The sequence below is a fragment of the Methylobacterium frigidaeris genome (assembly GCF_022179185.1).
Taxonomy (GTDB): domain Bacteria; phylum Pseudomonadota; class Alphaproteobacteria; order Rhizobiales; family Beijerinckiaceae; genus Methylobacterium; species Methylobacterium frigidaeris.
In genome coordinates this window covers 119091-139405 of record NZ_BPQJ01000014.1, presented here as the reverse complement: position 1 = coordinate 139405, position 20315 = coordinate 119091, and the positions used below count along the sequence as shown (strand labels likewise).

Below are 20315 nucleotides of genomic sequence, written 5' to 3'. Positions count from 1 at the left end.
GAGTCGCACGACGTGCTCATGCAAGGGTTGCCCCGGTCCCGGGCCCGCATCGGCCGCGCCATGACCCAGCGCGTCACGACTCGGCGGGTCCTGGCCCTCTGCCTCGCCCTGTCGCCGATGCCGCTCGCCGCCGCGACGGCCCAGGCCACCCCCGCCGAGGCTCAGGCCGCCGTGACGCCCGCCGCCGTGAGCCAGCCCGCCGCCCCGCCGCTGCGGGTGGAGCTGAACAAGCTCGAGACCGCCGGCGAGACCTGCAAGGCGGTGCTGATCGTCGAGAACGGCAAGGGCGGCCCGATCCGGTCGCTGCGCCTCGACCTCTACGCCTTCGATCCGGACGGCATCGTACAGAAGCGCAGCATGGTCGAGCTCGGCCCCGTGCCGGCGCGCAAGACGGCCCTCCGCCAGTTCGAGATCTCCCCCACCCCGTGCGCGCAGGTCGGCCGGGTGCTGCTCAACGACGTGGCGGCGTGTGAAGGTCAGGACCTGACCCGCGAAGCCTGCCTGGAGCGCATCGAGCCCGCCTCCGCCAAGGGCGCCGCGCCGTTCGTGCGCTGACCGCCCCTCTTCTTTCCTTATCTTCCGGAGACCGCCGAGATGGATCCGACCACCGCGCCCGCCGCGGCCGCAGGCCACGACTTCTCCTTCCTCGGCCTCTTCCTGCAGGCCGACCCGATCGTGAAGGGGGTGATGATCCTCCTGGTCCTGGCCTCGCTGGTCTCCTGGACGATCATCATCGAGAAGCTGGTGCGCCTCGCCGGCGCCCGGCGCCAGGCCAAGGCCTTCGGCCGGCTCGTCGCCACCGGCGGCATGCCGGAGGCGCGCTCCGGCATCTCCGCCCGGGTGGTGGCCGCCGCCCAGGAGGCCTGGCGCGACCAGGACCCCAGCGAGACACGGGCCGAGCGGCGCGAGCGCATCGAGCGCGCCATGCGGGCCGCCCTCACCCTCGACATCAAGCGGCTGCAGGTCGGCCTGCCGTTCCTGGCGAGCTCCGGCTCGGCGGCGCCCTTCATCGGCCTGTTCGGCACGGTCTGGGGCATCATGAACTCGTTCTCGTCGATCGCGAAGAGCCAGGACACCAGCCTCGCGGTGGTGGCGCCGGGCATCGCCGAGGCGCTGTTCGCCACCGCGATCGGCCTCGTCGTCGCGATCCCGGCGGTGCTCGCCTACAACAAGTTCTCGAGCGACCTCGCCAAGGTGCAATCGGCCTTCGTCGCCGGCATCGGCACCCTGGGCAACCGGCTGGCGCGCGACCGCAGCCACCATGCCCGCAGCGCCGCCGCCGAGTAAGCCTTTTCCTTCACGCGTAGAGAGCCCCTGCCCCGCCGGGCAGGCGGCCGGAGGCCCGCCAGATGGGTATGGGACCGGTGCAGGCCGGCGCCGGCGACGAGGATGGCTTCGACGCCGCGCCGATGTCCGAGATCAACGTCACCCCGATGGTCGACGTGATGCTGGTGCTGCTGATCATCTTCATGGTCGCGGCCCCGCTGATGACCGTCGGAGTGCCGGTTCAGCTGCCGAAGACCGCCGCCGCCAAGACGTCCGAATCGAAGAAGCCGGTGGTGGTCTCGGTCGACAAGGACGGCCAGGCCTTCCTCGCCAAGGAGCCGCTGCCGGCCGACACCGCCCTCGCGCGCCTGAAGGCGGCCGCCGCCGAGGATCCGGGCCAGACCGTGCTGGTGCGCGGCGACAAGGACGTGCCGTACGGCAAGGTCATGGAGGTGATGGGCCTCGTCGGCCAGGCCGGCTTCGCCAAGGTCTCGCTGATCGCCAATGCGCCCTCAGGGGCACCCTCTGGCGGGGCGGTCCCCGCGCCGGCGGCCCCCCGGTAAGACGATGAGCCACACCGTGACGACCGACGCGCCGGAGCCGCGGGAACCGGGGACGGGCCTCGGCCTCGCCTTCCTGGTGGCGCTCGCCCTGCACGCGGGCGGCCTCTTCGCCCTGACCTACTGGCGCGGCCCCCCGGCGCCGCCCGGCGAGAACGAGATCGCCATCGATCTCGCGCCGGACATGGCGGCGGTCGACGTGCCGAACCAGGCGAACGACATCGAGACCGCGCCGACGCCCACCGACGTCACCGAGCCGACGACGGTGCCGACCGCCGAACCACCGTCCGACACCGTGCCGGTCGAGACCCCGCCGCCGCCGGACACCAAGGTCGAGGAGACGCCGCAGGAGACCCCGGTCGAGCAGGTCCCGGCCGAGGCTGTGCCGATGGAGAAGCCGCCCGAGGCGGTGGAAGCGGTGCAGGAGCCCGAGGAGCAGGTCGTCACCTCGACCAACCCTGAGGCCCCGGCCGCGGTGGTGGCGAAGCCGGTGCAGGAGCCGAAGCCGGTTCCAAAGCCCGTGCCGAAGCCTGTGGCCAAGCCGAAGCCGGTCGAGAAGCCGAAGCCGGTCGAGAAGCCGGTCGAGGCGAGGAAGCCGCCGCCGAAGCCCGTGCGCGACGTCAAGCGCGAGGCTCCGAGAGCGGCCGAGCGCAATGCCGAGGCTGCCCGCCAGCGCCGCGCCGCGGCCTCCGCCTCGCAGATGAACCAGGGCGGCGCGTCCGCCGCCGCGAGCGCCAACGCCGCCCGGGCCTGGGGCGCGATGGTACGCGGAGTGATCCAGAGCCGGGCCCGCGGCGCCGGCGGGGCGAGCGGAACTGCCACGGTTCGCTTCACGGTGTCCCGGTCCGGCCGGGTCCTCGGCGCCTCGCTCGCCGGCAGCAGCGGCAACGGCAGCCTCGACGCCGCGGCCGTGGCGGCGGCCTCCGGCAGCCTGCCGCCGGCCCCGGCGGAGTTCACGGGCGCGCAGCAGAGCTTCACCCTGCCGGTGCGGTTCAACTGACGGGGTGGCGAAGTCTGTCGGCGACAGCTTTGAATAAGCGGAAGGCGCGCCTCCCCTCTCCCGCACGGGAGAGGGGATCCCGCGATTATCGTTATTTCCGGAGTAGGTCGGGAAACCGTCTCACCCCTCCCGCCGCATGAAATCGAAGTCGCAGCCCTGGTCGGCTTGCGTGACGGTGTCGTGGAACAGGCGGGCATAGCCGCGGGCCGCCCAGGCGGGCCGCTCCGGGAGCGTCAGGGCAGCGGCCCGGGCGGCCAGCTCGGCCTCGTCGACCAGGAGGTCGATGCGTCGGCCCTCCACGTCGAGCCGGATGCGGTCGCCGGTGCGCACCAGGGCGAGCGGCCCGCCGACCGCCGATTCCGGCGTGACGTGCAGCACGATCGTGCCGAAGGCGGTGCCGCTCATCCGGGCATCCGAGATCCGCACCATGTCCTTGACGCCGGCCCGGGCGAGCTTCTTCGGGATCGGCAGGTAGCCGGCCTCCGGCATGCCCGGTGCCCCCTTCGGCCCGGCATTGCGCAGGACCAGCACGTCGTTGGCCGTCACGTCGAGGTCGGGATCGTCGATCCGCGCCGCCATGTCGGGGATCGACTCGAACACCACCGCCCGGCCCTCGTGCTGGAGCAGGCGCGGCGTCGCCGCCGAATGCTTGATGAGCGCGCCGCGGGGCGCGAGGTTGCCGGTGAGCACCGCCATGGCGCCGACCGGCTTGATCGGTGAGGCCGGCGTACGGATCACGGTCTGGCCCGGCACGTCCTCGGCACCGGCCACCACGTCGCGCAGGGTCGCGCCCGTCACGGTCGGGGCGTCGAGGTCGATCAGGTCGCCGAGCTCGCGCAGCAGCTTCGGCACGCCGCCGGCATGGTGGAAATGCTCCATGTAGTGGTCGCCCGAGGGCTTGAGATCGACCAGCACCGGCACCTCGCGGCCGATCTCGTCGAGGCTCGCGAGGTCGAGGTCGATGCCGGCGCGGTTCGCCATGGCGGTGAGGTGGATCACCCCGTTGGTCGAGCCGCCGATCGCCTGCATGACCACTTGCGCGTTGCGGATCGAGGCCGGGGTCAGGATCTCGCTCGGGCGCGGGCCCCCGGTCTTCGCCATCGCGGCGGCGCAGGCGCCGCTCGCCTCGGCGAGGCGGATCCGCTCGGCGTGGGGCGCCGGGATGGTGCCGGCCATCGGCAGGGCGAGGCCCATCGCCTCGATCATGCAGGCCATGGTCGAGGCGGTGCCCATCACCATGCAGGTGCCGACGGAGGGGGCGAGCCGCCCGTTGACGGTCTCGATCTCCTGCTCGTCGATCTCGCCGGCCCGGTGCGCCCCCCAGAGGCGCCGGCAATCGGTGCAGGCGCCGAGCACCTCGCCGCGGTGATGGCCGACCACCATCGGGCCGACCGGGATCACCACCGTCGGCAGGTCGACCGAGGCCGCCGCCATCACCTGGGCCGGCAGGGTCTTGTCGCAGCCGCCGATGACGATCACCGCGTCCATCGGCTGGGCGCGGATCATCTCCTCGGTGTCCATCGCCATCAGGTTGCGCAGGTACATCGAGGTCGGGTGGGCGAAGCTCTCGTGGATCGAGATCGTCGGAAACACCATCGGCATTGCGCCGGCCAGCATCACCCCGCGCTTGGCGGCCTCGATCAGCTGCGCGGCGTTGCCGTGGCAGGGATTGTAGTCGGAGGCGGTGTTGGTGATGCCGACGATCGGCCGGTCGAGGGCGTCGTCGGAATAGCCCGCCGCCTTGATGAAGGCCTTGCGCAGGAACAGCGAGAAACCCGCATCCCCGTAGCTGGTCAGTCCCTTGCGCAGCCCCTTGCCCATCGCGTGCTCCTCCCGCCGGCGTTTTGTCCGGTTCTACGGGCGGGTGGGTCGTTGTCAACGAAGCGCGCGGTGAGGGTAGAGAGCCGTCATGGGAACGACGAGCCGACGGTGCGGTCGATCATCATCGGCGTATCGCAGCTGGAGCGTGCGGCACATTGCAATATTGCTTCGTGGGCAATACGCCAGTCGCGTGTCTCGCGCGAGCCTTTGATAGGGTATCTATGGGAGATGGCACTCGCGGTCGGGTGCCTGAGAGCTATTCGACTATCTCCGATAGTCTTGCCGCCCACGGGATCATTCCGGGGCCGCGCAGCGGAGCCCGGAATTCAGACGCTCCGGCCGTGCAGAATGACGCGGATGGCCGTCCGCCCTATCCTGTACGATACGCGTTTCTGGATCCTGGGCTCCGCTGCGCGGCCCCGGAACGACCCGGTGGGCATGACGTCTTCAGGCGCCCGTCAAAAAGCTCGGGTAACGCCTCGAGGACTTCTCACAGTTCCGGATCCTCCGCCGCCTCCAGACGCCCGGCCGCGATCGCTTCCAGGAACAGCCGATGGTCCTCGGCGTTGCGATCGCCGCAGGCCCGTGCCCAGTCGGCCACGGCCTCGCGGAAATCGGCGTGGCGATCGCGGCCGCAATAGCCGGCGATGGCCGCAGCGTCGCCGGTGCGGGCATGGGCCCGGGCGAGCAGCGCACCGTAGGCCCAGGAGAAGTAGACGAGCGGCTGCCCGCGCATGCAGGTGACCGGGATCTCCCCCTTCATGTTCTTCATCTGGCGGACGTAGAACGGCCGACCGTCGATGCTGGTCCAGCCGAGCAGCGGGTCGCCGACCGCCTGGAGCAGGCGCTGGCCGTAGATCACCCGCTCGCCCTCGTGCGAGGCGTAGGGCTCGGGCATGCCGGCGACGTACGGCGCGTGGGCCGGGCGCACCGCCTCCTTCACCTGGAGGAAGAGCACGTCCTGGTCCGAATTGCCGCAGAGCAGCGCGACGTAGGCCCGGGTACCGACGCTGCCGACGCCGACGACCCGGTGGGCGACGTCGACGACGTGGTAGCGGCTCAGCATGAACCGGCGCTCCCGCGGCAGGGTCTCGGCGTAGCGCTCGAGCCCGGCGGTCACCGCCTCGCGGGCGTCGGCATCGACCCAGGTCAGGATCGGCGGGTCGTTGCGGAAGCGCCAGCCGCCATCGACCCGGCGCTCGCCGATCTGCGCGAGCAGGCTCTTGTTGTGGCGCTTGCGCGCCTTCTCGACCGCACGCTGCACCACGGCGCGGGATTCGTCATCGATCGCGATGCCGCTGATGTTCAGCTCCTCGGCCCGCGCCGCCCGGTGCCAGACGTCGAGGGGGCCCTGCGGCGCCAGCTCGGTCATGGTGTGCTGGTAGCCGTAGGACGCGGCGATCACCGCCTCGCGGCGCTCCGCCTCCGGCACGGCGAGGTCGCGGGAGGCGACCTCGATGCTGGCGCACAGCCGCTTCAGGTCCCATTCCCAGGGGCCGATCGTGACCTCGTCGAAGTCGTTGAGATCCAGCACGATGTCGCGCTGGGGCGTGCCGAACAGGCCGAAATTCGAGATGTGGGCGTCGCCGTTCATCACCACGTCGATCCCGCTCGTCGACGTCCGGGCGAGGTCCCAGGCCATCACGGTCGCAGCGCCACGCAGGAAGGCGAAGGGCGAACTCGCCATCCGGGCGACGCGCAGCGGGATCAGCCACTCCTGACGCCCGCCTTGAGCCTTCTCGATCAGCCTCACCGGGTCGGGCCGGTCCTGCGGCACGGGCACCGGTCCGTGGCTGTCGTGCGGGACCTTGGCACGCAGGCCCTTGCCGGCGGCGCGGCGCTTTTCCCACGGCTCGCCTGGCGTGCGCAGGTCGATGTGGGGGAAGTCGGCCAGGGGCTCCAGCACGATGTCCTCGGCCGGCGCCGCGACCGCATCGGCCGCCTCGCTCTCGTGCTCCCTGTCGGGGTTGGCTCTGTCCATGGGGCGCAGCTCGTCGGCGGCCTCGATCCGGTCCCGAGGTCAACCTTGGCCTTGGCCGATCGTTCCGGGCGCGGGATGACGCTCCCGCCCCGAAACGTGTCGTCGCCTCAGCCCTGCTGGTCGCGGGCCTCCTGGATCAGGTGCAAGAACTCGGCCGCCAGCTCGCCGCGCCGGTCCGGATCGTCGCACGCGCGGCGCAGGATCAGGCGCCCGTCGCGGGCGGTCACCTCGTCGGTCAGCGGCATCGCGGCCGGCGTGCAGCCGGGGCGGAAATCGACCGCGAGCCCCTGCGGCCCGCCGGTGAGGCGGGCGATGCCGAGTGCGAGGCAGGCGACCCGCAGGCGGCCCAAGGCGAACAGCGCCCGCACGCCCACTGGCAGCGGCCCGAACCGGTCCTCGACCTCGCCACGCAGGGCCTCGACCTCCTCCGCGCTTCCGAGGCGCAGGAGACGGGTGTAGAGGCTCAGGCGGACCTCGGGCTCGGGCACGTAATCCTCCGGCACGTCGCCGGCGAGGCCGAGATTGATCTCCGGCGCCCAATCCTCCGCCGGCTCGCCCTTGGCGGCACGCAAGGCCAGCTGGAGCAGGTGCTGATAGAGGCCGAGGCCGATGAGCTTGACGTGGCCGGCCTGGTTCTCGCCGACGAGGTCTCCGGCGCCGCGAAGATCCAGGTCGCGCGCACTGATGGCGAAACCCGCGCCGAGGCGGTCGAGGGCCTCCAGCGTGCGCAGGCGCTTCTCCGCCGCCGGGGCCAAGTCGCGGTCGGGCCGGGTCAGCAGGTAGGTGACGCCCCGGCGCTGGCCGCGGCCGACGCGGCCGCGGAGCTGGTGCAGCTGGGCGAGGCCGAAGCGCTCGGCATCGTGGACCAGCATCGTGTTGGCCCGCGGCACGTCGAGCCCGCTCTCGATGATCGAGGTGGCGAGCAATACGTCGCCCTCGCCGTCGGCGAAGCGCACCATGATCTCGTCGAGGGCCGCCGGCTTCATCTCGCCGTGGGCGACGACGGTCTCGAGCTCGGGCACCAGCCGCTTCAGGCGCTCGGCCATCGGGCCGATCTCCTCGATGCGGGGGCAGACGACGAAGCTCTGGCCGCCGCGGCCCTTCTCGCGCATCAGCGCCGCCCGCAGGGTGTCGTCGTGGAGCGGGGTCAGCATGGTGCGGATCGGCTGGCGCACCGCCGGCGGCGTCGCGATGACGCTGAGCGACTTCAGGCCGACGAGCGCCGATTGCAGGGTGCGGGGGATCGGCGTCGCGGTGAGCGTCAGCACGTGGGCGTCGCCCGCCATGACCCGCAGACGCTCCTTCAGGGCGGCGCCGAAGCGCTGCTCCTCGTCGATCACCACGAGGCCGAGATCGGCGAATTGCACGCCGCGCCCGGCCAGGGCGTGGGTGCCGATCACGAGGCGGATCGAGCCGTCGGCGAGGCCCTGGCGCACGCGCTTGGCCTCAGCCGGGTTCGCGAGGCGCGAGAGCTGCGCCACACCGATGCCGAAGCGGGAAAAGCGCCGCTCGAAGGTGCGCAGGTGCTGGCGCACCAGCACGGTCGTCGGCGCCACCACCGCGACCTGCTTGCCGGCCAGCAGCGCCGCCGCGGCGGCGCGGAGCGCCACCTCGGTCTTGCCGAAGCCGACATCGCCGCAGACCAGCCGGTCCATCGGCCGCTCGCCGGCGAGATCGGTGAGCGCCCCGTCGACGGCCTTCGCCTGATCGGGGGTGAGCGGGAAGCCGAAGCCGGCGCCGAAGCGCTCCATCTCGCGCTCCGGCGGCACCAGGGCGGGGGCCCTGGCGGTGCTGCGGATCTCCGCCGCCTCCAGCATGGCGCGGGCGGCCCGGGCCAGTCCCGCCTCGGTGGTGAGCCGGCGCTTCGGCCAGGTGCCGCCCTCGAGCTTGTCGAGGGTGACGGCCTCCTCCTCCGAGCCGTAGCGCCAGATCCGGTCGGCCTGGGCCACCGGCACCATCAGGATCGCGTCGTGGGCGAAGCGCAGGCGCAGGGCCTCGGTGCTGCCGCCGTCGCCGGTGGCGACGCGCTCCAGCCCCTCGAACACGCACAGGCCATGGTCGCGGTCCACCGCGACGTCGCCGACCCGGAGATCGACCTCGCCCATCGGCAGGATCACCGGCTGGCCGGCGCTGGGCCTGACGGAGGTGCCGCCATAGACGTCCGGCGCGGCGATCACCGTGGCGCCGAGGTCCGGCACCCGGAACCCCGCATCGAGGGGGGCGGGCAGGGCCACGATCTCGCCGGCCTTGGCGGCGACGGCCTCGGACCAGGCGGGCACCGGGCGGACGCTGCGCTCCGCCGCCCGGGCGGCTTGGCGCGACAAGCGCTTGAGCGCGGCCCCGTCTCCAGCGAGCACGACCCGCTCGCCGGCCTTCAGGCGCTCGCGCAGGTAGGCCGAGAAGGCCGGACCCGGCCGGCGCTCGCGCAGGAAGGCCGGCACCGCGATGGACTGGGCATCCGCGTCGTTGGCGACGGCGGCCTTGCGGGCGTCGCGGGTCTCCCGCCACTCGGCGGGCGAGAGGTAGAGCGGCGCCGCCTTGCCGCGGGTCGCGGCCTCCGAGGTTCGCCCCTCGGCAATCTGCTCGAAGAAGGCCTCGGCGCGGCCTTCCGCCCCCGCCTCGACCACCAGGCGGGCCTCCGGCACGTAATCCAGGACCGTGACGAGGCGGCCGTAGAGGGTCGGGAGCTGGTGCTCCTGGCCGGTGAAGGGGCGCAGGCACACGGGCGAATCCGGCGCCAGGACGATCTCGGTCGCCGGGTCGACCACCAGGGTCCCGACCTCGTCGAGGGAGCGCTGCGAGACCGGATCGTAGGTGCGGATCGCCGTGACCTTGCCGCCGGCATGCTCGATGCGGCAGGGCCGCGGTGCGGCGGCCGGAAACACGTCGATGGTCCGGCCGCGCACCGCCACCTCGCCGGGCTCGTCGACCCGGTCGTCGAGGATGTAGCCGAGGCGCTGCAGCTCCGCCGTGAAGCGGCCGGGCTCGAGGGCGTCGCCGGCGGTGATCTCGACCCGGGCCTCGGCCCAGGTCTCGGGCGGGGGGACCCGCTGGATCAGAGCCGGCGCGGTGGTGAGCAGGATGTCCGGCAGATGGTCGGCATCGGTGAGCCAGCGCAGCACGCCGGCCCGTGCCCCCATCGTGCCGCGGGAGGGCGAGGCGCGGTCGAAGGGCAGGCAGTCCCATTCCGGATAGACCGCGACGCCGAGGCCGGGCGCCAGCCCGCGCAGCAGGGCGGCGATCTCCTCCAGCCGGCGGGCATCGCGGGCGACGTGGACGAGGGGGCGGCCCCGGTCGCGCAGGCCGAGCAGCGCCACCGCGAGGGCCCCGGGCGGCACCAGCGGCGCCACGCCCTCCTCGGCCCCCACCTTCGCGCGCCGGCTTACCTTGCGCTTCGCCATCGGCCCCCCTCCTGTTCTCTGGACCGGGAAACGCCCGTCGGCTGCCGTGGGTCCGGGCCAGGGCTGTCGCATGCACAGGAAGGCTGTCGCATGCACAGGAATGATGTGGGGGAGTACGGGGCGGCCGAACCGGATCGCTGTTCCCGGCTCCGGGATGGCCGCCCGATGCCGCCTACACCGCCAGCCCACCCACCGGCCGCAACAGCTCCGTCCCCGGGAAGACGCTGCGGGCGAGCACTGCCGGAGACAGGCCGAACAGGTCCGCCGCCAGGCCCTTGGCGACCGCCCGCACGTCGGTGGTCGGGGCGAGGTCGCGGCCCTCCCCGGCCGGCAGGGCCGCGACGAGGCGGTTGAGCCAGCCGCTCGCGGTGTGGCCGGGGCCGGGCTGGCTGCTCTCGAGCACGTCCTGCCCGTCGAAGTAGGAGCGCTCGCGGCAGCCGGTGGCGGCGGCATGCACCACCAGGGCCTACCGGGCGGCGTAGAGCCGGGCGAAGGTCGGCAGCGCCGGATGCAGAGCGAAGAAGCCGTCGAGGGGCGGAGCCGCCCCGGACCCGTCGCCGGTGAGCGCGATGCCGGGGCGCAAGGAGGCATAGGACGGGTCGCCGAGCGGCGGCGCCGCCGAGAGCCCGTCGAGGGCGCCGCGCAGGATCACCACGACGAGGCGGGCGTCGCGGCTGCCCGGCGCCGCGGTGGCGGTGCGGGGAAGCGCGCCCCAGGCGAACAGCGCCCCGGCGGTGCCGAGAATCGCCCGGCGGGTCGGATGGGATTCGCAGACATCGGCCATGGGGGTCACCGTCGCTGGAACTCGGGGGCCATCAGAACGAGGGCGATACCTTGCGCCCGGCTCTCGGCCCGGCGGAGCGCCGTGCGGGTCTCGTCGGTCGCGAGAGGCCCCAGCACCGCCTCGGCGAACGCCATCGGATCGGCACCGGTGGCGAGCTGGCCCATCCGGGCGGCGAGGTCGATCCGCGCGCGCAGGCCCTCCGGCGAGGCCCAGGCCCCGGCCTCGTCGGGATAGCCGTTCGGCGCCGGGGCGGACCAGAACGGCTGGCCGAGCGCGGTGAGGCCGCCCATCACCATCCGCGGATCCGGCGCGAGGGCGAGCCCGCGCAAAGCCGCGACCAGGAATTCCTGCGGCGAGCGGATCTTGCGCTGGACCGAGTCCCAGGCCTCCGGCGCCTCGATCAGCGCCAGCGCCAAGCGCGACAGGTCGCCATCCTGGTCGAGGAAGGTCCGGGCGAGCTTGCGGCTGTGCTCCTCGACCTGGAGGGCGGTGAGCAGCGTCGGCGCGGAGGACAGGTCCGCCCCGCCCGGCAGGGGGACGGTGCCGGCCAGGACGGAGGCCCGCCGCTGAAACGGCGCACGGGCGGTCTCACCGCCCGTCGGCCCGGATCGCGAGCCTGAGCATCATTCGCCGGAGCGGTCGCCGGTTCGGCGGCAGAAACGACGCGAAAACAGGAGACCAAGCAAAATTGCGTGCCGCAATCTTGCTTAGTCCGCCAAAGCGAGCAGCCGGTCGCAATCGACATGCGCCTCTAGGTGGTCGGCGAAGCGGTCGAGCACGCGCTCGATCACCGCCTCGTAGGCCTCCGGCCCCGGTACGGCGCCGAGGCGGTCGAGCCAGAGGGCGCGCTGGCCCTCGTCGGAGAACAGGCCGTGCACGTAGGTGCCGCAGACGAGGCCGTCGGCCGAGACCGCACCATCGGCGCGGCCGTCGGCGAGGCGAAGCAGCGGCCGGGCCGCGTCGGGCCCTTCGGTCTCGCCGACATGCATCTCGTAGCCGGTGAACGGCGTCTCGTCCGGCAGGCTGACGCCGCGCGCCGCCGCCAGCCGCTTCTCGGCGGTGAGCACCGTCGCGACGTCGAGGAGGCCCAAGCCCGCCACCGTGCCGGACGGTCCCTCGATGCCCTGCGGGTCGCTCACGGTCGTGCCGAGCATCTGGTAGCCGCCGCACAGGCCGAGCACCCGTCCGCCGCGGCGGCGATGGGCGAGGATGTCGATGTCCCAGCCCTGCTCGCGCAGGAAGGCGAGGTCGGGGATCGTGGTCTTGGAGCCCGGCAGCAGCACGAGATCCGCCTCGGCCGGGATCGGCCGGCCCGGCTCGACCAGCACCACGCTCACCCCGGGCTCGGCTCTCAACGGGTCGAGGTCGTCGAAATTGGCGATGCGGGGCAGGACCGGCACCGCCACGACCTTCCCGCCCGGGCGCTCGGCGCCCTTGAGACCCAGCACGTCCTCCGCCGGCAGCCGTGCGGCGTCCGGGAAGTGCGGGATCAGCCCCAGCGCCTCCCAGCCAGTGCGGGCGGCGATCAGGCTCATGCCGTCGGCGAAGAGCGCCGGATCGCCGCGGAAGCGGTTGACGAGGAAGCCCCGCACCATCGCGGCATCCTCCGGGTCGATCACCGCCTTGGTGCCGACGAGGCTCGCGATCACCCCGCCGCGGTCGATGTCGCCGAGGAGCACCACCGGCGTGCCGGTGGCACGGGCGAACCCCATATTGGCGATGTCGCCCCGGCGCAGGTTCACCTCCGACGCCGAGCCCGCGCCCTCGACCAGCACCAGATCGGATTCCGCCTGCAAGCGTCCGAAGCTCTCGACGACGGCCGCGAGCAGCCGCGGCTTCCAGGCCTGAAACTCCCGGGCCCGCGCCGTGCCGACCATCCGCCCCTGCACCACCACCTGCGAGCCGGTCTCGCTCTGGGGCTTCAGGAGCACCGGGTTCATGTGCACGGAAGGAGCGACACCCGCCGCCCGGGCCTGGAGCGCCTGGGCCCGGCCGATCTCGCCGCCGTCGGCCGTGACGGCGGCGTTGTTCGACATGTTCTGCGGCTTGAACGGCCGCACCCGCAGGCCCCTGCGCGCATAGGCGCGGGCGAGCCCGGCGACGATCAGCGACTTGCCGACATCCGAGCCGGTGCCCTGGATCATCAGGGCCCTCGCGCCCTCTCGTGCGGGAAGGTCTCCTGCGGGGAAGTCTCCTGCGGGCATGGCTCCTCGCGGGTCGCCGGCCGCCCTGTGCGGCAGCACACGGAAAAAAAATGGAAACCCGGTCGGTCAACCGCCGGGTGTGGCACGGCGGTCATAGGCGCCGGGCCACGCCCAAGCTAGCCTGCGGCCATAATTTCGCTCAACCGGGGCGTACTCCAGTGCTCAAGAAGTTCATGCTCGCCGGCGCCGCGACGTCGCTCCTCGCCGGAGCGGCCTCCGCCGCGGACCTGCCGCGCCGCGTCGCCCCGCCGCCGGTCTTCACGCCGGTGCCGGTCTTCACCTGGACCGGCTTCTATGCCGGCCTGCACACCGACTACACCTTCACCGACCGCCAGCGCATCACCACGCTCGGCAACGACCTCGTGCCGACCAACACGATCGGCAACGTCGCGACCCTGCGTCGCCCGCCGTCGGTGCGCAACGAGCAGGACGGCCTCGCCAATATCGGCGGCGGCTTCGGCTACAACTACCAGTTCACGCCGGGCTCGGGCTTCGTGGTCGGCGTCCAGGCCGACTGGGCCTGGACCGACATCCACAAGAACACCTTCTATCTCGGCCCGCAGCTCGCCGCGAATGGCGGCTTCCCCGACCCGAGCGCCTTCCGTCAGGAGCTGTCCTGGCTCGGCACCGTCGTCGGCCGCGCCGGCTACGCCTTCGACCGCCTCTTCGTCTATGGCATGGGCGGCTTCGCCTATGGCGGCGTCGATTACCGCGCCAACTTCTACACCACGGCCGGTGCCACCCCGCCGCTGGCCCTGGCCTATACCGGCCGCTACAACGACCTCGCGACCGGCTACGCCTATGGCGGCGGTATCGAGTACGCCCTGCCGACCGATTCGTTCCTGGCGCGCTTCAGCCTGCTGAGCCTGCTCGGCGTGCAATCCCAGGCCGTGACGATCAAGGCCGAGTACCTGCACTACGACCTCGGCAGCCGCAACGTGCTCGTCAACAACACCGCGCTGGCGGTGAATGGCGGCGTCGGCCCCCAGCCCCGCGGCTCCTACACCTCGCGCTTCCACACCGAGGGCAACCTGGTCCGCGCCGGGTTCAGCTACAAGTTCAACGGCCTCTGATTCAACGGCCTCTGATCGACAGATCGGCTGAGCCGCTTTGGCGGGCCTGCTGAGGACCGCCCGTCTCTACGGCCGCTGGGTGATTGCCCGGCGGCCGTTTTTGTTGCGTGTCGGCTCGAGGTGCGATCAGCGGATCGAACGAACCCCACTCGTCATCCCAGGGCCGCTCAGCGGAACCCTGAGTAACGCAGAGAGATGTCCGCCTGAGTGCCAGGTTGATCGACGCAGCGGATCAAACAAACTTTCACGCTGCGGCGCCTATCATCACAAGGCGATGCTCATGCTGGACAACCCTTCCCGGATGCGGACCGCCATCGTCATCCGTCACGCCGTCCCGGACGATGCCGAGGCGCTGGCCGGGCTGATCTGTCAGCTGGCCGCGCATCACGGCGACCGCGCGACCACCGACGCCGAAACCCTTCGGTCAGATCTCTTTGCCTCGCCGCCCTGGGCGACGGCGCTGGTTGTAGAGCGAGAGCAGGGCTTGACCGGCTATGCTCTTCTCATCCGCTTGTATCGTGCCCAATATGCGGCTCGCGCCATGGACCTTCACCATCTCTTCGTCGCCCCTGCGGCCAGAGGCTCCGGAGCCGGACGGTCATTGGTGAACGCGGCGAGAACCGAGGCTGAGGCACAAGGGTGCGCCCGGCTCGTGGTCGGGACCCACCCCGACAACCATCGCGCGCAATCATTCTACCGGATGCTCGGCTTCGCGGCTCTCTCGCCTGGTGGTCCACGCTTCGAGCTTCCGCTCGCGGGGTGTTAGCCTGCCCCGTGCGAGCTGGGCGCAGGTCTGCGGCATCGTCACATCGGAGAATCCCGAACCACCGCCGTCCCAGTGTGGCGAGACGGATCGACGGCCGAGTATCGCCGCCGGACGGGCTCGCCTGGAGCCCGGTACCGCCTACCCCAGCAACGCCCGCACCACCTGCTCCGCCACCACGGGCTTGTTGCAGACGCGGGCACCCGCGAAGCGTGGCGGCAGAACCTCGCGGTCGTAGCCGGTGGCGAAGACGAACGGCACCTTGCGCGCCTCCAGCACGTCGGCGACGTCGTAGGCCATCTCGCCGTGCAGGTTGATGTCGAGCACGGCACCGTCGAGCCGTGAGGTCGCGGCGATGAGGTCGAGCGCCTGGTCGACCGTCGGTACCGGTCCCAGCACCTCGGCGCCCCGGCGCCGGAAGAGGTCGGCCAGTTCCATGGCGATGAAGTACTCGTCCTCCACCAGCAGCACCCGGTAGCCGCGAGGCGTGTCCAGCCTGGTCATGATCGGGCTCCCTCGCGTCGAGGTCGTTTGGCGAGGGGCAGATATATGGAGCAATGCACGCCGCCCTCGCTCAGGGTGTAGTGCGTCCGGTCCTTGAGCGCGTGGGGGAGCTCCGGCTCGATCAGCTCGCGGCCGAAGCCGCGCTGTTCCGGCTCCGCTCCGGCCGCGACCGGAGTGCCCTCGTGCTCGGTTCAGTCCACGACCGGCCGCGGGCCCTCGCCCGCCTCGTGGACCGATCACGTCACCGCGAGGCGCCCCCGCCCGGTCGCGAGGGCGCCGCCCTTGCGGGCATTGGTGGCCAGCTCGTGCAGCGACAGGGCCAGGGTCTGGATGACCGAGCTGCGCAGCTTCACCTCGGGCCCGTCGAGCCGGATGCGCGCGCCGCGCGCCCCCCGTGTCCCGCTCCTCCGTGATGTCCCGGCCGCCGAGCCAGCGCACTGCGCCGGCCGCATCGTGCATGGGAAAGTCGGTGTTGCGCACCTCGCCGTCGCTAGGTCGCCGGACGCGGACCTCGACATCGACGCGCTCGCCCGCGAGTACCCGCCGGATGCGGGCGAGCGCGTGCCCGCGATCCTCGGGCAGGATCAGGTTGAGCCAGCCCGCGTTGTTGTCGCTGCGCATAGCCGCCCGGCGGTCGAGCCCGTCGGTCGTCTCGGAGCTGGGGGTGATGACCGGCTCTCGCCGCGCGGCCGCGAAACCGCAGGCGAGCGAGTCGAGGGAGATCGAGACATCGTCCACGCACCGGGCATACGCGCCCGGCATGCCGCAATCGTGGGTACGGATGCGCCGGGCCCTCTCGCCGACGCCGAAAGGATAGGCATCCGAAGGCCAAGTATCTGACGACGAGACATCGAGATGCGCTGCGGCAGGCGGCCGAGCACGAAGCAGCCTCTTCTCGTCTCCACCCATCGACGCGCTTTCGCCCGATCCGATGCGATCGGCCCTACACCGAAAGCGAGTTAGGATCTTTGTCTTCTGTTAAGCGCCCACGCGCCGCAAGGTGCCCCCAGGCCTCGCATCCGATCGTGAACGGATGGAGAGGCTGCCCGGGAGCCTCGACTTGCGAGGGGGAGGCCGCCGCGGGAGAGGCCGCCGCGATCGACCTTTCGATCTCGTCCTCGGCGGCGCTTAGGGAGCGGGCCTGAGCATCATTTGCCGACGCGGTCACCCGCTCGGCAATGGAAGCGACGCAAAGACAAGAGTCCAAGCAACATAGCGCCCTGCAATGTTGCTTAGTCCCGCCCGGCCTCGCGCAGGTGTCGGATGATGCCGGAGAAGTCGGCGCCGCCCTGCCCTGCCGCTTCGAACGCGGCGTAGATCGCCTCCGCGTGGGCGCCGAGCGGCGTCGCGGCGCCGGAGCCCGCGGCGGCCTCCTGCGCCAGGCGCAGGTCCTTCAGCATCAGGGCGGCGGCGAAGCCCGGCTTGTAATCGTTGTTGGCGGGCGAGGCCGGCACCGGGCCGGGGACCGGACAATAGGTGGTGAGCGACCAGCACTGGCCCGACGAGGTCGAGGCGACGTCGAACAGCGCCTGATGCGACAGGCCGAGCTTTTCCGCGAGCACGAAGGCTTCGGCGACGCCGATCATCGAGATGCCGAGGATCATGTTGTTGCAGATCTTGGCCGCCTGGCCGGCGCCGGCCTCGCCGCAATGCACCACCTTGCGGCCCATCTTCGCGAGAATCGGCTCGGCCCGGGCGAAAGCGTCCGGCGTCCCCCCCGCCATGAAGGTCAGGGTCGCCGCCTTGGCGCCGCCGACGCCGCCGGAGACCGGGGCGTCGAGGCCGGCAAGGCCGCGCTCCTGCGCCTTCTCGTGCGCCCCCCGGGCGCTGGCGACGTCGATGGTCGAGCAGTCGATCATCAGGGCGCCGCTTGCCACGTGCGGCAGCACCGCGTCGTAGACCGCCAGCACGTGCTTGCCCGCCGGCAGCATGGTGACAACGACCTCGGCCCCCTTCACCGCCGCCTCGGCGCTCGAAGCCACGGCGATCCCGGCGGTGCGGGCGGCGTCGAGCGCCTCCGGCACCAGGTCGAAGCCCGTCACCGCGTGCCCGGCCGCGACGAGGTTGGCGGCCATCGGGCCACCCATGTTGCCGAGGCCCAGGAAGGCGATCTGCGTCATGGCTCAGCGTTTCCTCTGCTGATGTCTGCTTTCGTGATGAGCTGAAGGCCTGATCGTCAGCCCGCAACAAGCCCCCGCGCCACGATCACCCGCATGATCTCGTTGGTGCCCTCCAGAATCTGGTGCACGCGCAGGTCGCGGACGATCTTCTCAACCCCATATTCCGATAGGTAGCCGTAGCCGCCGTGGAGCTGCAGCGCCTCGTTGGCGACCCGGAATCCGGTATCGGTGGCGAAGCGCTTGGCCATGGCGGAGCGCTGGGTGGCGTCCGGATCGCCCCGGTCGAGGCTGGCTGCGGCGCCGTAGAGGAGGGCGCGGGCGGCCTCGAGCTCCGTCGCCATGTCGGCGAGGCGGAATTGCAGGGCCTGGAACGCGTCGAGGGACTTCCCGAAGGCCTTGCGCTCGGCCATGTAGGCGAGGCTCTTGTCGAGGGCGGCTTGCGCGCCGCCGAGCGAGCAGGCGCCGATGTTGAGCCGGCCGCCGTCGAGCCCCGCCATGGCGATGCGAAAGCCGATGCCCTCCTCACCGAGGCGGTTCGCGACCGGGACCCGGCACTCCTCGAAGATCACCGCCCGGGTCGGCTGGGCGTTCCAGCCCATCTTGCGCTCGTTCGGCCCGAAGGACAGGCCCGGCGCATCGGCCGGCACCACCAGGGTCGAGATGCCCTTCGGCCCCGCCTCGCCGGTGCGGACCATCGTGACGTAGAGGTCGGCCGCGCCGGCCCCCGAGATGAACTGCTTGGCGCCGTTGAGGACGTAATGGTCGCCCTCGCGCCGGGCGGTGGTGCGCAGCGAGGCGGCGTCCGAGCCCGAGCCCGGCTCGGTCAGGCAGTAGGCCGCCACGGCGTCCATGCGGCAGAGCGAGGGCAGGAACCGCTCGCGCTGAGCCGCCGAGCCGAACTTGTCGATCATCCACGCGGCCATGTTGTGGATCGACAGGAAGGCCGCGACCGTCGGGCAGCCGAGGCTCAGCGCCTCGAAGATCAGCGCGGCGTCGAGCCGGGTGAGCCCCGACCCGCCATGTTCCTCGGAGATATAGATGCCGCCCATGCCGAGCCCTGCGGCTTCCCGCAGCACGTCGAGGGGGAAGTGCTTGCGCTCGTCCCAGTCGAGGGCGTGCGGCGCGATCCGCTCGGCCGCGAAGCTGCGCGCCATCTCGCGGATGGCGACCTGGTCCTCGGGGAGGGTGAACAGGGTCATGGCGGCGGTTCTCCTGTTCGGATTTGGTCTTTGCCCGGCCGGAGAGGCGCGGGTGTCCCCTCTCCCCGCGGGCGGGGAGAGGAGGAAATCTGCGCGTCGGGGTGCGCTTACTGCATCACCGGCATCGAGAACTGCGCGCCTTCCTTCACCCCCGACGGCCAGCGCTGGGTGACCGTCTTGGTCTTGGTGTAGAAGCGCACGGCGTCGGGCCCGTGCTGGTTGAGGTCACCGAAGCCCGAGCGCTTCCAGCCGCCGAAGGTGTAGTACGCGAGCGGCACCGGGATCGGCACGTTGATGCCGACCATCCCGACCTGGACCTTGGCGGCGAAGTCGCGGGCTGCGTCGCCGTCGCGGGTGAAGATCGCGACGCCGTTGCCGTATTCGTGCTCGTTGGGCAGCCGCAGCGCCTCGGCGTAGTCCTTGGCCCGCACCACCGACAGCACGGGCCCAAAAATCTCCTCCTTGTAGATCCGCATCTCCGGCGTCACGTGGTCGAACAGGCAGCCGCCCATGTAGAAGCCGTTCTCGTAGCCCTGCATCTTGAAGGCCCGGCCGTCGACCGCGAGCTTGGCGCCTTCCCTCACGCCGATCTCGACGTAGTTGCGCACCCGCTCCAGGGCGGCCTTCGTCACCAGCGGGCCGTAATCGGCGCTCGGGTCGGTCGAGGGGCCGATCTTCAGGCTCTCGACCCGCGGGATCAGCTTGCTCATCAGGGCGTCGGCGGTCTTCTCGCCGACCGGCACCGCCACCGAGACCGCCATGCAGCGCTCGCCGGCCGAGCCGTAGCCGGCGCCCATCAGAGCGTCGACGGCCTGGTCCATGTCGGCGTCTGGCATGATGATCATGTGGTTCTTGGCGCCGCCGAAGCACTGGGCGCGCTTGCCGCTCGCGGTCGCCCGGGCATAGACGTACTGGGCGATGTCGGACGAGCCGACGAAGCCGACCGCCTGGATGATGTCGTCGTCGAGGATCGCGTCGACGGCCTCCTTGTCGCCGTTGACGACGTTGAGGATGCCGGCCGGGAGCCCTGCCTCGATCATCAGCTCGGCGAGCCGCATCGGCACGCCCGGATCGCGCTCCGAGGGCTTGAGGATGAAGGCGTTGCCGCAGGCGATGGCGGGGGCGAACTTCCACATCGGGATCATCGCCGGGAAGTTGAACGGCGTGATGCCGGCCACGACGCCGAGCGGCTGGCGCATCGAGTAGATGTCGATGCCGGGGCCCGCGCCCTCCGTGTACTCGCCCTTCTGCAGGTGCGGGATGCCGCAGGCGAACTCCACCACCTCGACGCCGCGCTGGATGTCGCCCTTGGCGTCGGGGATGGTCTTGCCGTGCTCGCGGGCGAGCAGGTCGGCGAGGCTGTCCATCTCGCGCGCCACGAGGTCGAGGAAGCGCATCATGACGCGGGCGCGACGCTGCGGGTTGGTGGCGGCCCACGTCACCTGCGCCTTGGCGGCGTTCTCGATGGCAGTGCGCATCTCGGCCTGGCTCGCCAGCGCCAAGCGCCCGACCACCTCGCCGGTCATCGGCTGGTAGATGTCGGAATACCGGCCCGAGCGGCCGGGAACGTGCTCGCCGCCGATGAAGTGCCCGACTTCGCGCGCCATGAGGGATCCTCCCTGGATCGATCGTGTGTTGG

17 protein-coding genes are annotated in these 20315 nt (G+C 71.7%); 6 read left to right on the top strand and 11 right to left on the bottom strand.

What is annotated here, in order from left to right:
* Nucleotides 1-12: 12 nt before the first annotated feature.
* From MFF64_RS16490 to MFF64_RS16475, 4 genes are all read left to right on the top strand, one after another.
* The gene (locus MFF64_RS16490; RefSeq protein WP_425324396.1) at nucleotides 13-555 is read left to right on the top strand and encodes a Tat pathway signal protein; all 543 of its coding nucleotides are present in this window, start codon (nucleotides 13-15) and stop codon (nucleotides 553-555) included.
* A 39-nt stretch (nucleotides 556-594) separates the two neighbouring features.
* Nucleotides 595-1287 (top strand): MotA/TolQ/ExbB proton channel family protein, encoded by a 693-nt coding sequence (locus MFF64_RS16485; protein WP_099905866.1) that lies wholly within the window; start codon nucleotides 595-597, stop codon nucleotides 1285-1287.
* A 62-nt stretch (nucleotides 1288-1349) separates the two neighbouring features.
* A complete protein-coding gene (tolR, locus tag MFF64_RS16480) occupies nucleotides 1350-1829 on the top strand; it encodes a protein TolR (protein WP_099905864.1) in 480 nt (159 codons plus the stop codon).
* A gap of 4 nt (nucleotides 1830-1833) precedes the next feature.
* A complete protein-coding gene (locus tag MFF64_RS16475) occupies nucleotides 1834-2826 on the top strand; it encodes an energy transducer TonB family protein (protein ID WP_099905862.1) in 993 nt (330 codons plus the stop codon).
* 120 nt (nucleotides 2827-2946) lie between these two features.
* On the opposite strand, the gene MFF64_RS16470 is transcribed toward MFF64_RS16475, so the two are convergent.
* The 7 genes from MFF64_RS16470 to MFF64_RS16445 all read right to left on the bottom strand — a co-directional run bounded on the left by MFF64_RS16470 (nucleotide 2947) and on the right by MFF64_RS16445 (nucleotide 12957).
* Nucleotides 2947-4647 carry an IlvD/Edd family dehydratase gene (locus tag MFF64_RS16470; RefSeq protein WP_238191574.1) on the bottom strand — a complete coding sequence of 567 codons (1701 nt, stop codon included), beginning with the start codon at nucleotides 4645-4647 and terminating at the stop codon, nucleotides 2947-2949.
* A gap of 490 nt (nucleotides 4648-5137) precedes the next feature.
* Complete coding sequence (locus tag MFF64_RS16465; protein WP_238191572.1) at nucleotides 5138-6628, bottom strand: DUF2252 domain-containing protein; 1491 nt, start codon at nucleotides 6626-6628, stop codon at nucleotides 5138-5140.
* A gap of 107 nt (nucleotides 6629-6735) precedes the next feature.
* Nucleotides 6736-10029 (bottom strand): helicase-related protein, encoded by a 3294-nt coding sequence (locus MFF64_RS16460; RefSeq protein ID WP_238191570.1) that lies wholly within the window; start codon nucleotides 10027-10029, stop codon nucleotides 6736-6738.
* Between the two features lie 172 nt (nucleotides 10030-10201).
* Complete coding sequence (locus MFF64_RS38025; RefSeq protein WP_099901288.1) at nucleotides 10202-10489, bottom strand: hypothetical protein; 288 nt, start codon at nucleotides 10487-10489, stop codon at nucleotides 10202-10204.
* Between the two features lie 6 nt (nucleotides 10490-10495).
* On the bottom strand, nucleotides 10496-10813 hold the full coding sequence (locus tag MFF64_RS16455) for a DUF1501 domain-containing protein (protein ID WP_099901290.1): 318 nt from the start codon (nucleotides 10811-10813) through the stop codon (nucleotides 10496-10498).
* Between the two features lie 5 nt (nucleotides 10814-10818).
* Nucleotides 10819-11310 (bottom strand): DUF1800 family protein, encoded by a 492-nt coding sequence (locus MFF64_RS16450; RefSeq protein WP_273557155.1) that lies wholly within the window; start codon nucleotides 11308-11310, stop codon nucleotides 10819-10821.
* Between the two features lie 210 nt (nucleotides 11311-11520).
* Nucleotides 11521-12957 (bottom strand): cobyric acid synthase, encoded by a 1437-nt coding sequence (locus tag MFF64_RS16445; protein ID WP_238191566.1) that lies wholly within the window; start codon nucleotides 12955-12957, stop codon nucleotides 11521-11523.
* A gap of 218 nt (nucleotides 12958-13175) precedes the next feature.
* Between MFF64_RS16445 and MFF64_RS16440 the strand changes: the two genes are divergently transcribed.
* Together MFF64_RS16440 and MFF64_RS16435 are read left to right on the top strand one after the other, a co-directional pair.
* The gene (locus MFF64_RS16440; protein WP_207768079.1) at nucleotides 13176-14090 is read left to right on the top strand and encodes an outer membrane protein; all 915 of its coding nucleotides are present in this window, start codon (nucleotides 13176-13178) and stop codon (nucleotides 14088-14090) included.
* 280 nt (nucleotides 14091-14370) lie between these two features.
* Nucleotides 14371-14856 carry a GNAT family N-acetyltransferase gene (locus MFF64_RS16435; RefSeq protein ID WP_238191564.1) on the top strand — a complete coding sequence of 162 codons (486 nt, stop codon included), beginning with the start codon at nucleotides 14371-14373 and terminating at the stop codon, nucleotides 14854-14856.
* Between the two features lie 138 nt (nucleotides 14857-14994).
* Here MFF64_RS16435 and MFF64_RS16430 read toward each other — a convergent pair whose 3' ends face one another.
* The 4 genes from MFF64_RS16430 to MFF64_RS16415 form a co-directional block, all read right to left on the bottom strand.
* The gene (locus MFF64_RS16430; protein WP_238191561.1) at nucleotides 14995-15357 is read right to left on the bottom strand and encodes a response regulator; all 363 of its coding nucleotides are present in this window, start codon (nucleotides 15355-15357) and stop codon (nucleotides 14995-14997) included.
* A gap of 1232 nt (nucleotides 15358-16589) precedes the next feature.
* Nucleotides 16590-17477, bottom strand: a complete 888-nt coding sequence (mmsB, locus tag MFF64_RS16425) for a 3-hydroxyisobutyrate dehydrogenase (protein ID WP_238191559.1) — start codon at nucleotides 17475-17477, stop codon at nucleotides 16590-16592.
* 56 nt (nucleotides 17478-17533) lie between these two features.
* A complete protein-coding gene (locus MFF64_RS16420) occupies nucleotides 17534-18676 on the bottom strand; it encodes an isobutyryl-CoA dehydrogenase (protein WP_099899643.1) in 1143 nt (380 codons plus the stop codon).
* Nucleotides 18677-18783: 107 nt separating this feature from the next.
* On the bottom strand, nucleotides 18784-20283 hold the full coding sequence (locus MFF64_RS16415) for a CoA-acylating methylmalonate-semialdehyde dehydrogenase (protein WP_099899645.1): 1500 nt from the start codon (nucleotides 20281-20283) through the stop codon (nucleotides 18784-18786).
* Nucleotides 20284-20315 lie beyond the last annotated feature (32 nt).

Coding starts and splice junctions, on each gene's coding strand:
- MFF64_RS16485 (WP_099905866.1), top strand. CDS start 595: ATGGATCCGACCACCGCGCCCGCCGCGGCCGCAGGCCACGACTTCTCC.
- tolR (WP_099905864.1), top strand. CDS start 1,350: ATGGGTATGGGACCGGTGCAGGCCGGCGCCGGCGACGAGGATGGCTTC.
- MFF64_RS16475 (WP_099905862.1), top strand. CDS start 1,834: ATGAGCCACACCGTGACGACCGACGCGCCGGAGCCGCGGGAACCGGGG.
- MFF64_RS16470 (WP_238191574.1), bottom strand. CDS start 4,647: ATGGGCAAGGGGCTGCGCAAGGGACTGACCAGCTACGGGGATGCGGGT.
- MFF64_RS16465 (WP_238191572.1), bottom strand. CDS start 6,628: ATGGACAGAGCCAACCCCGACAGGGAGCACGAGAGCGAGGCGGCCGAT.
- MFF64_RS16460 (WP_238191570.1), bottom strand. CDS start 10,029: ATGGCGAAGCGCAAGGTAAGCCGGCGCGCGAAGGTGGGGGCCGAGGAG.
- MFF64_RS16455 (WP_099901290.1), bottom strand. CDS start 10,813: ATGGCCGATGTCTGCGAATCCCATCCGACCCGCCGGGCGATTCTCGGC.
- MFF64_RS16445 (WP_238191566.1), bottom strand. CDS start 12,957: ATGATCCAGGGCACCGGCTCGGATGTCGGCAAGTCGCTGATCGTCGCC.
- MFF64_RS16435 (WP_238191564.1), top strand. CDS start 14,371: ATGCTGGACAACCCTTCCCGGATGCGGACCGCCATCGTCATCCGTCAC.
- MFF64_RS16430 (WP_238191561.1), bottom strand. CDS start 15,357: ATGACCAGGCTGGACACGCCTCGCGGCTACCGGGTGCTGCTGGTGGAG.
- mmsB (WP_238191559.1), bottom strand. CDS start 17,477: ATGACGCAGATCGCCTTCCTGGGCCTCGGCAACATGGGTGGCCCGATG.
- MFF64_RS16420 (WP_099899643.1), bottom strand. CDS start 18,676: ATGACCCTGTTCACCCTCCCCGAGGACCAGGTCGCCATCCGCGAGATG.
- MFF64_RS16415 (WP_099899645.1), bottom strand. CDS start 20,283: ATGGCGCGCGAAGTCGGGCACTTCATCGGCGGCGAGCACGTTCCCGGC.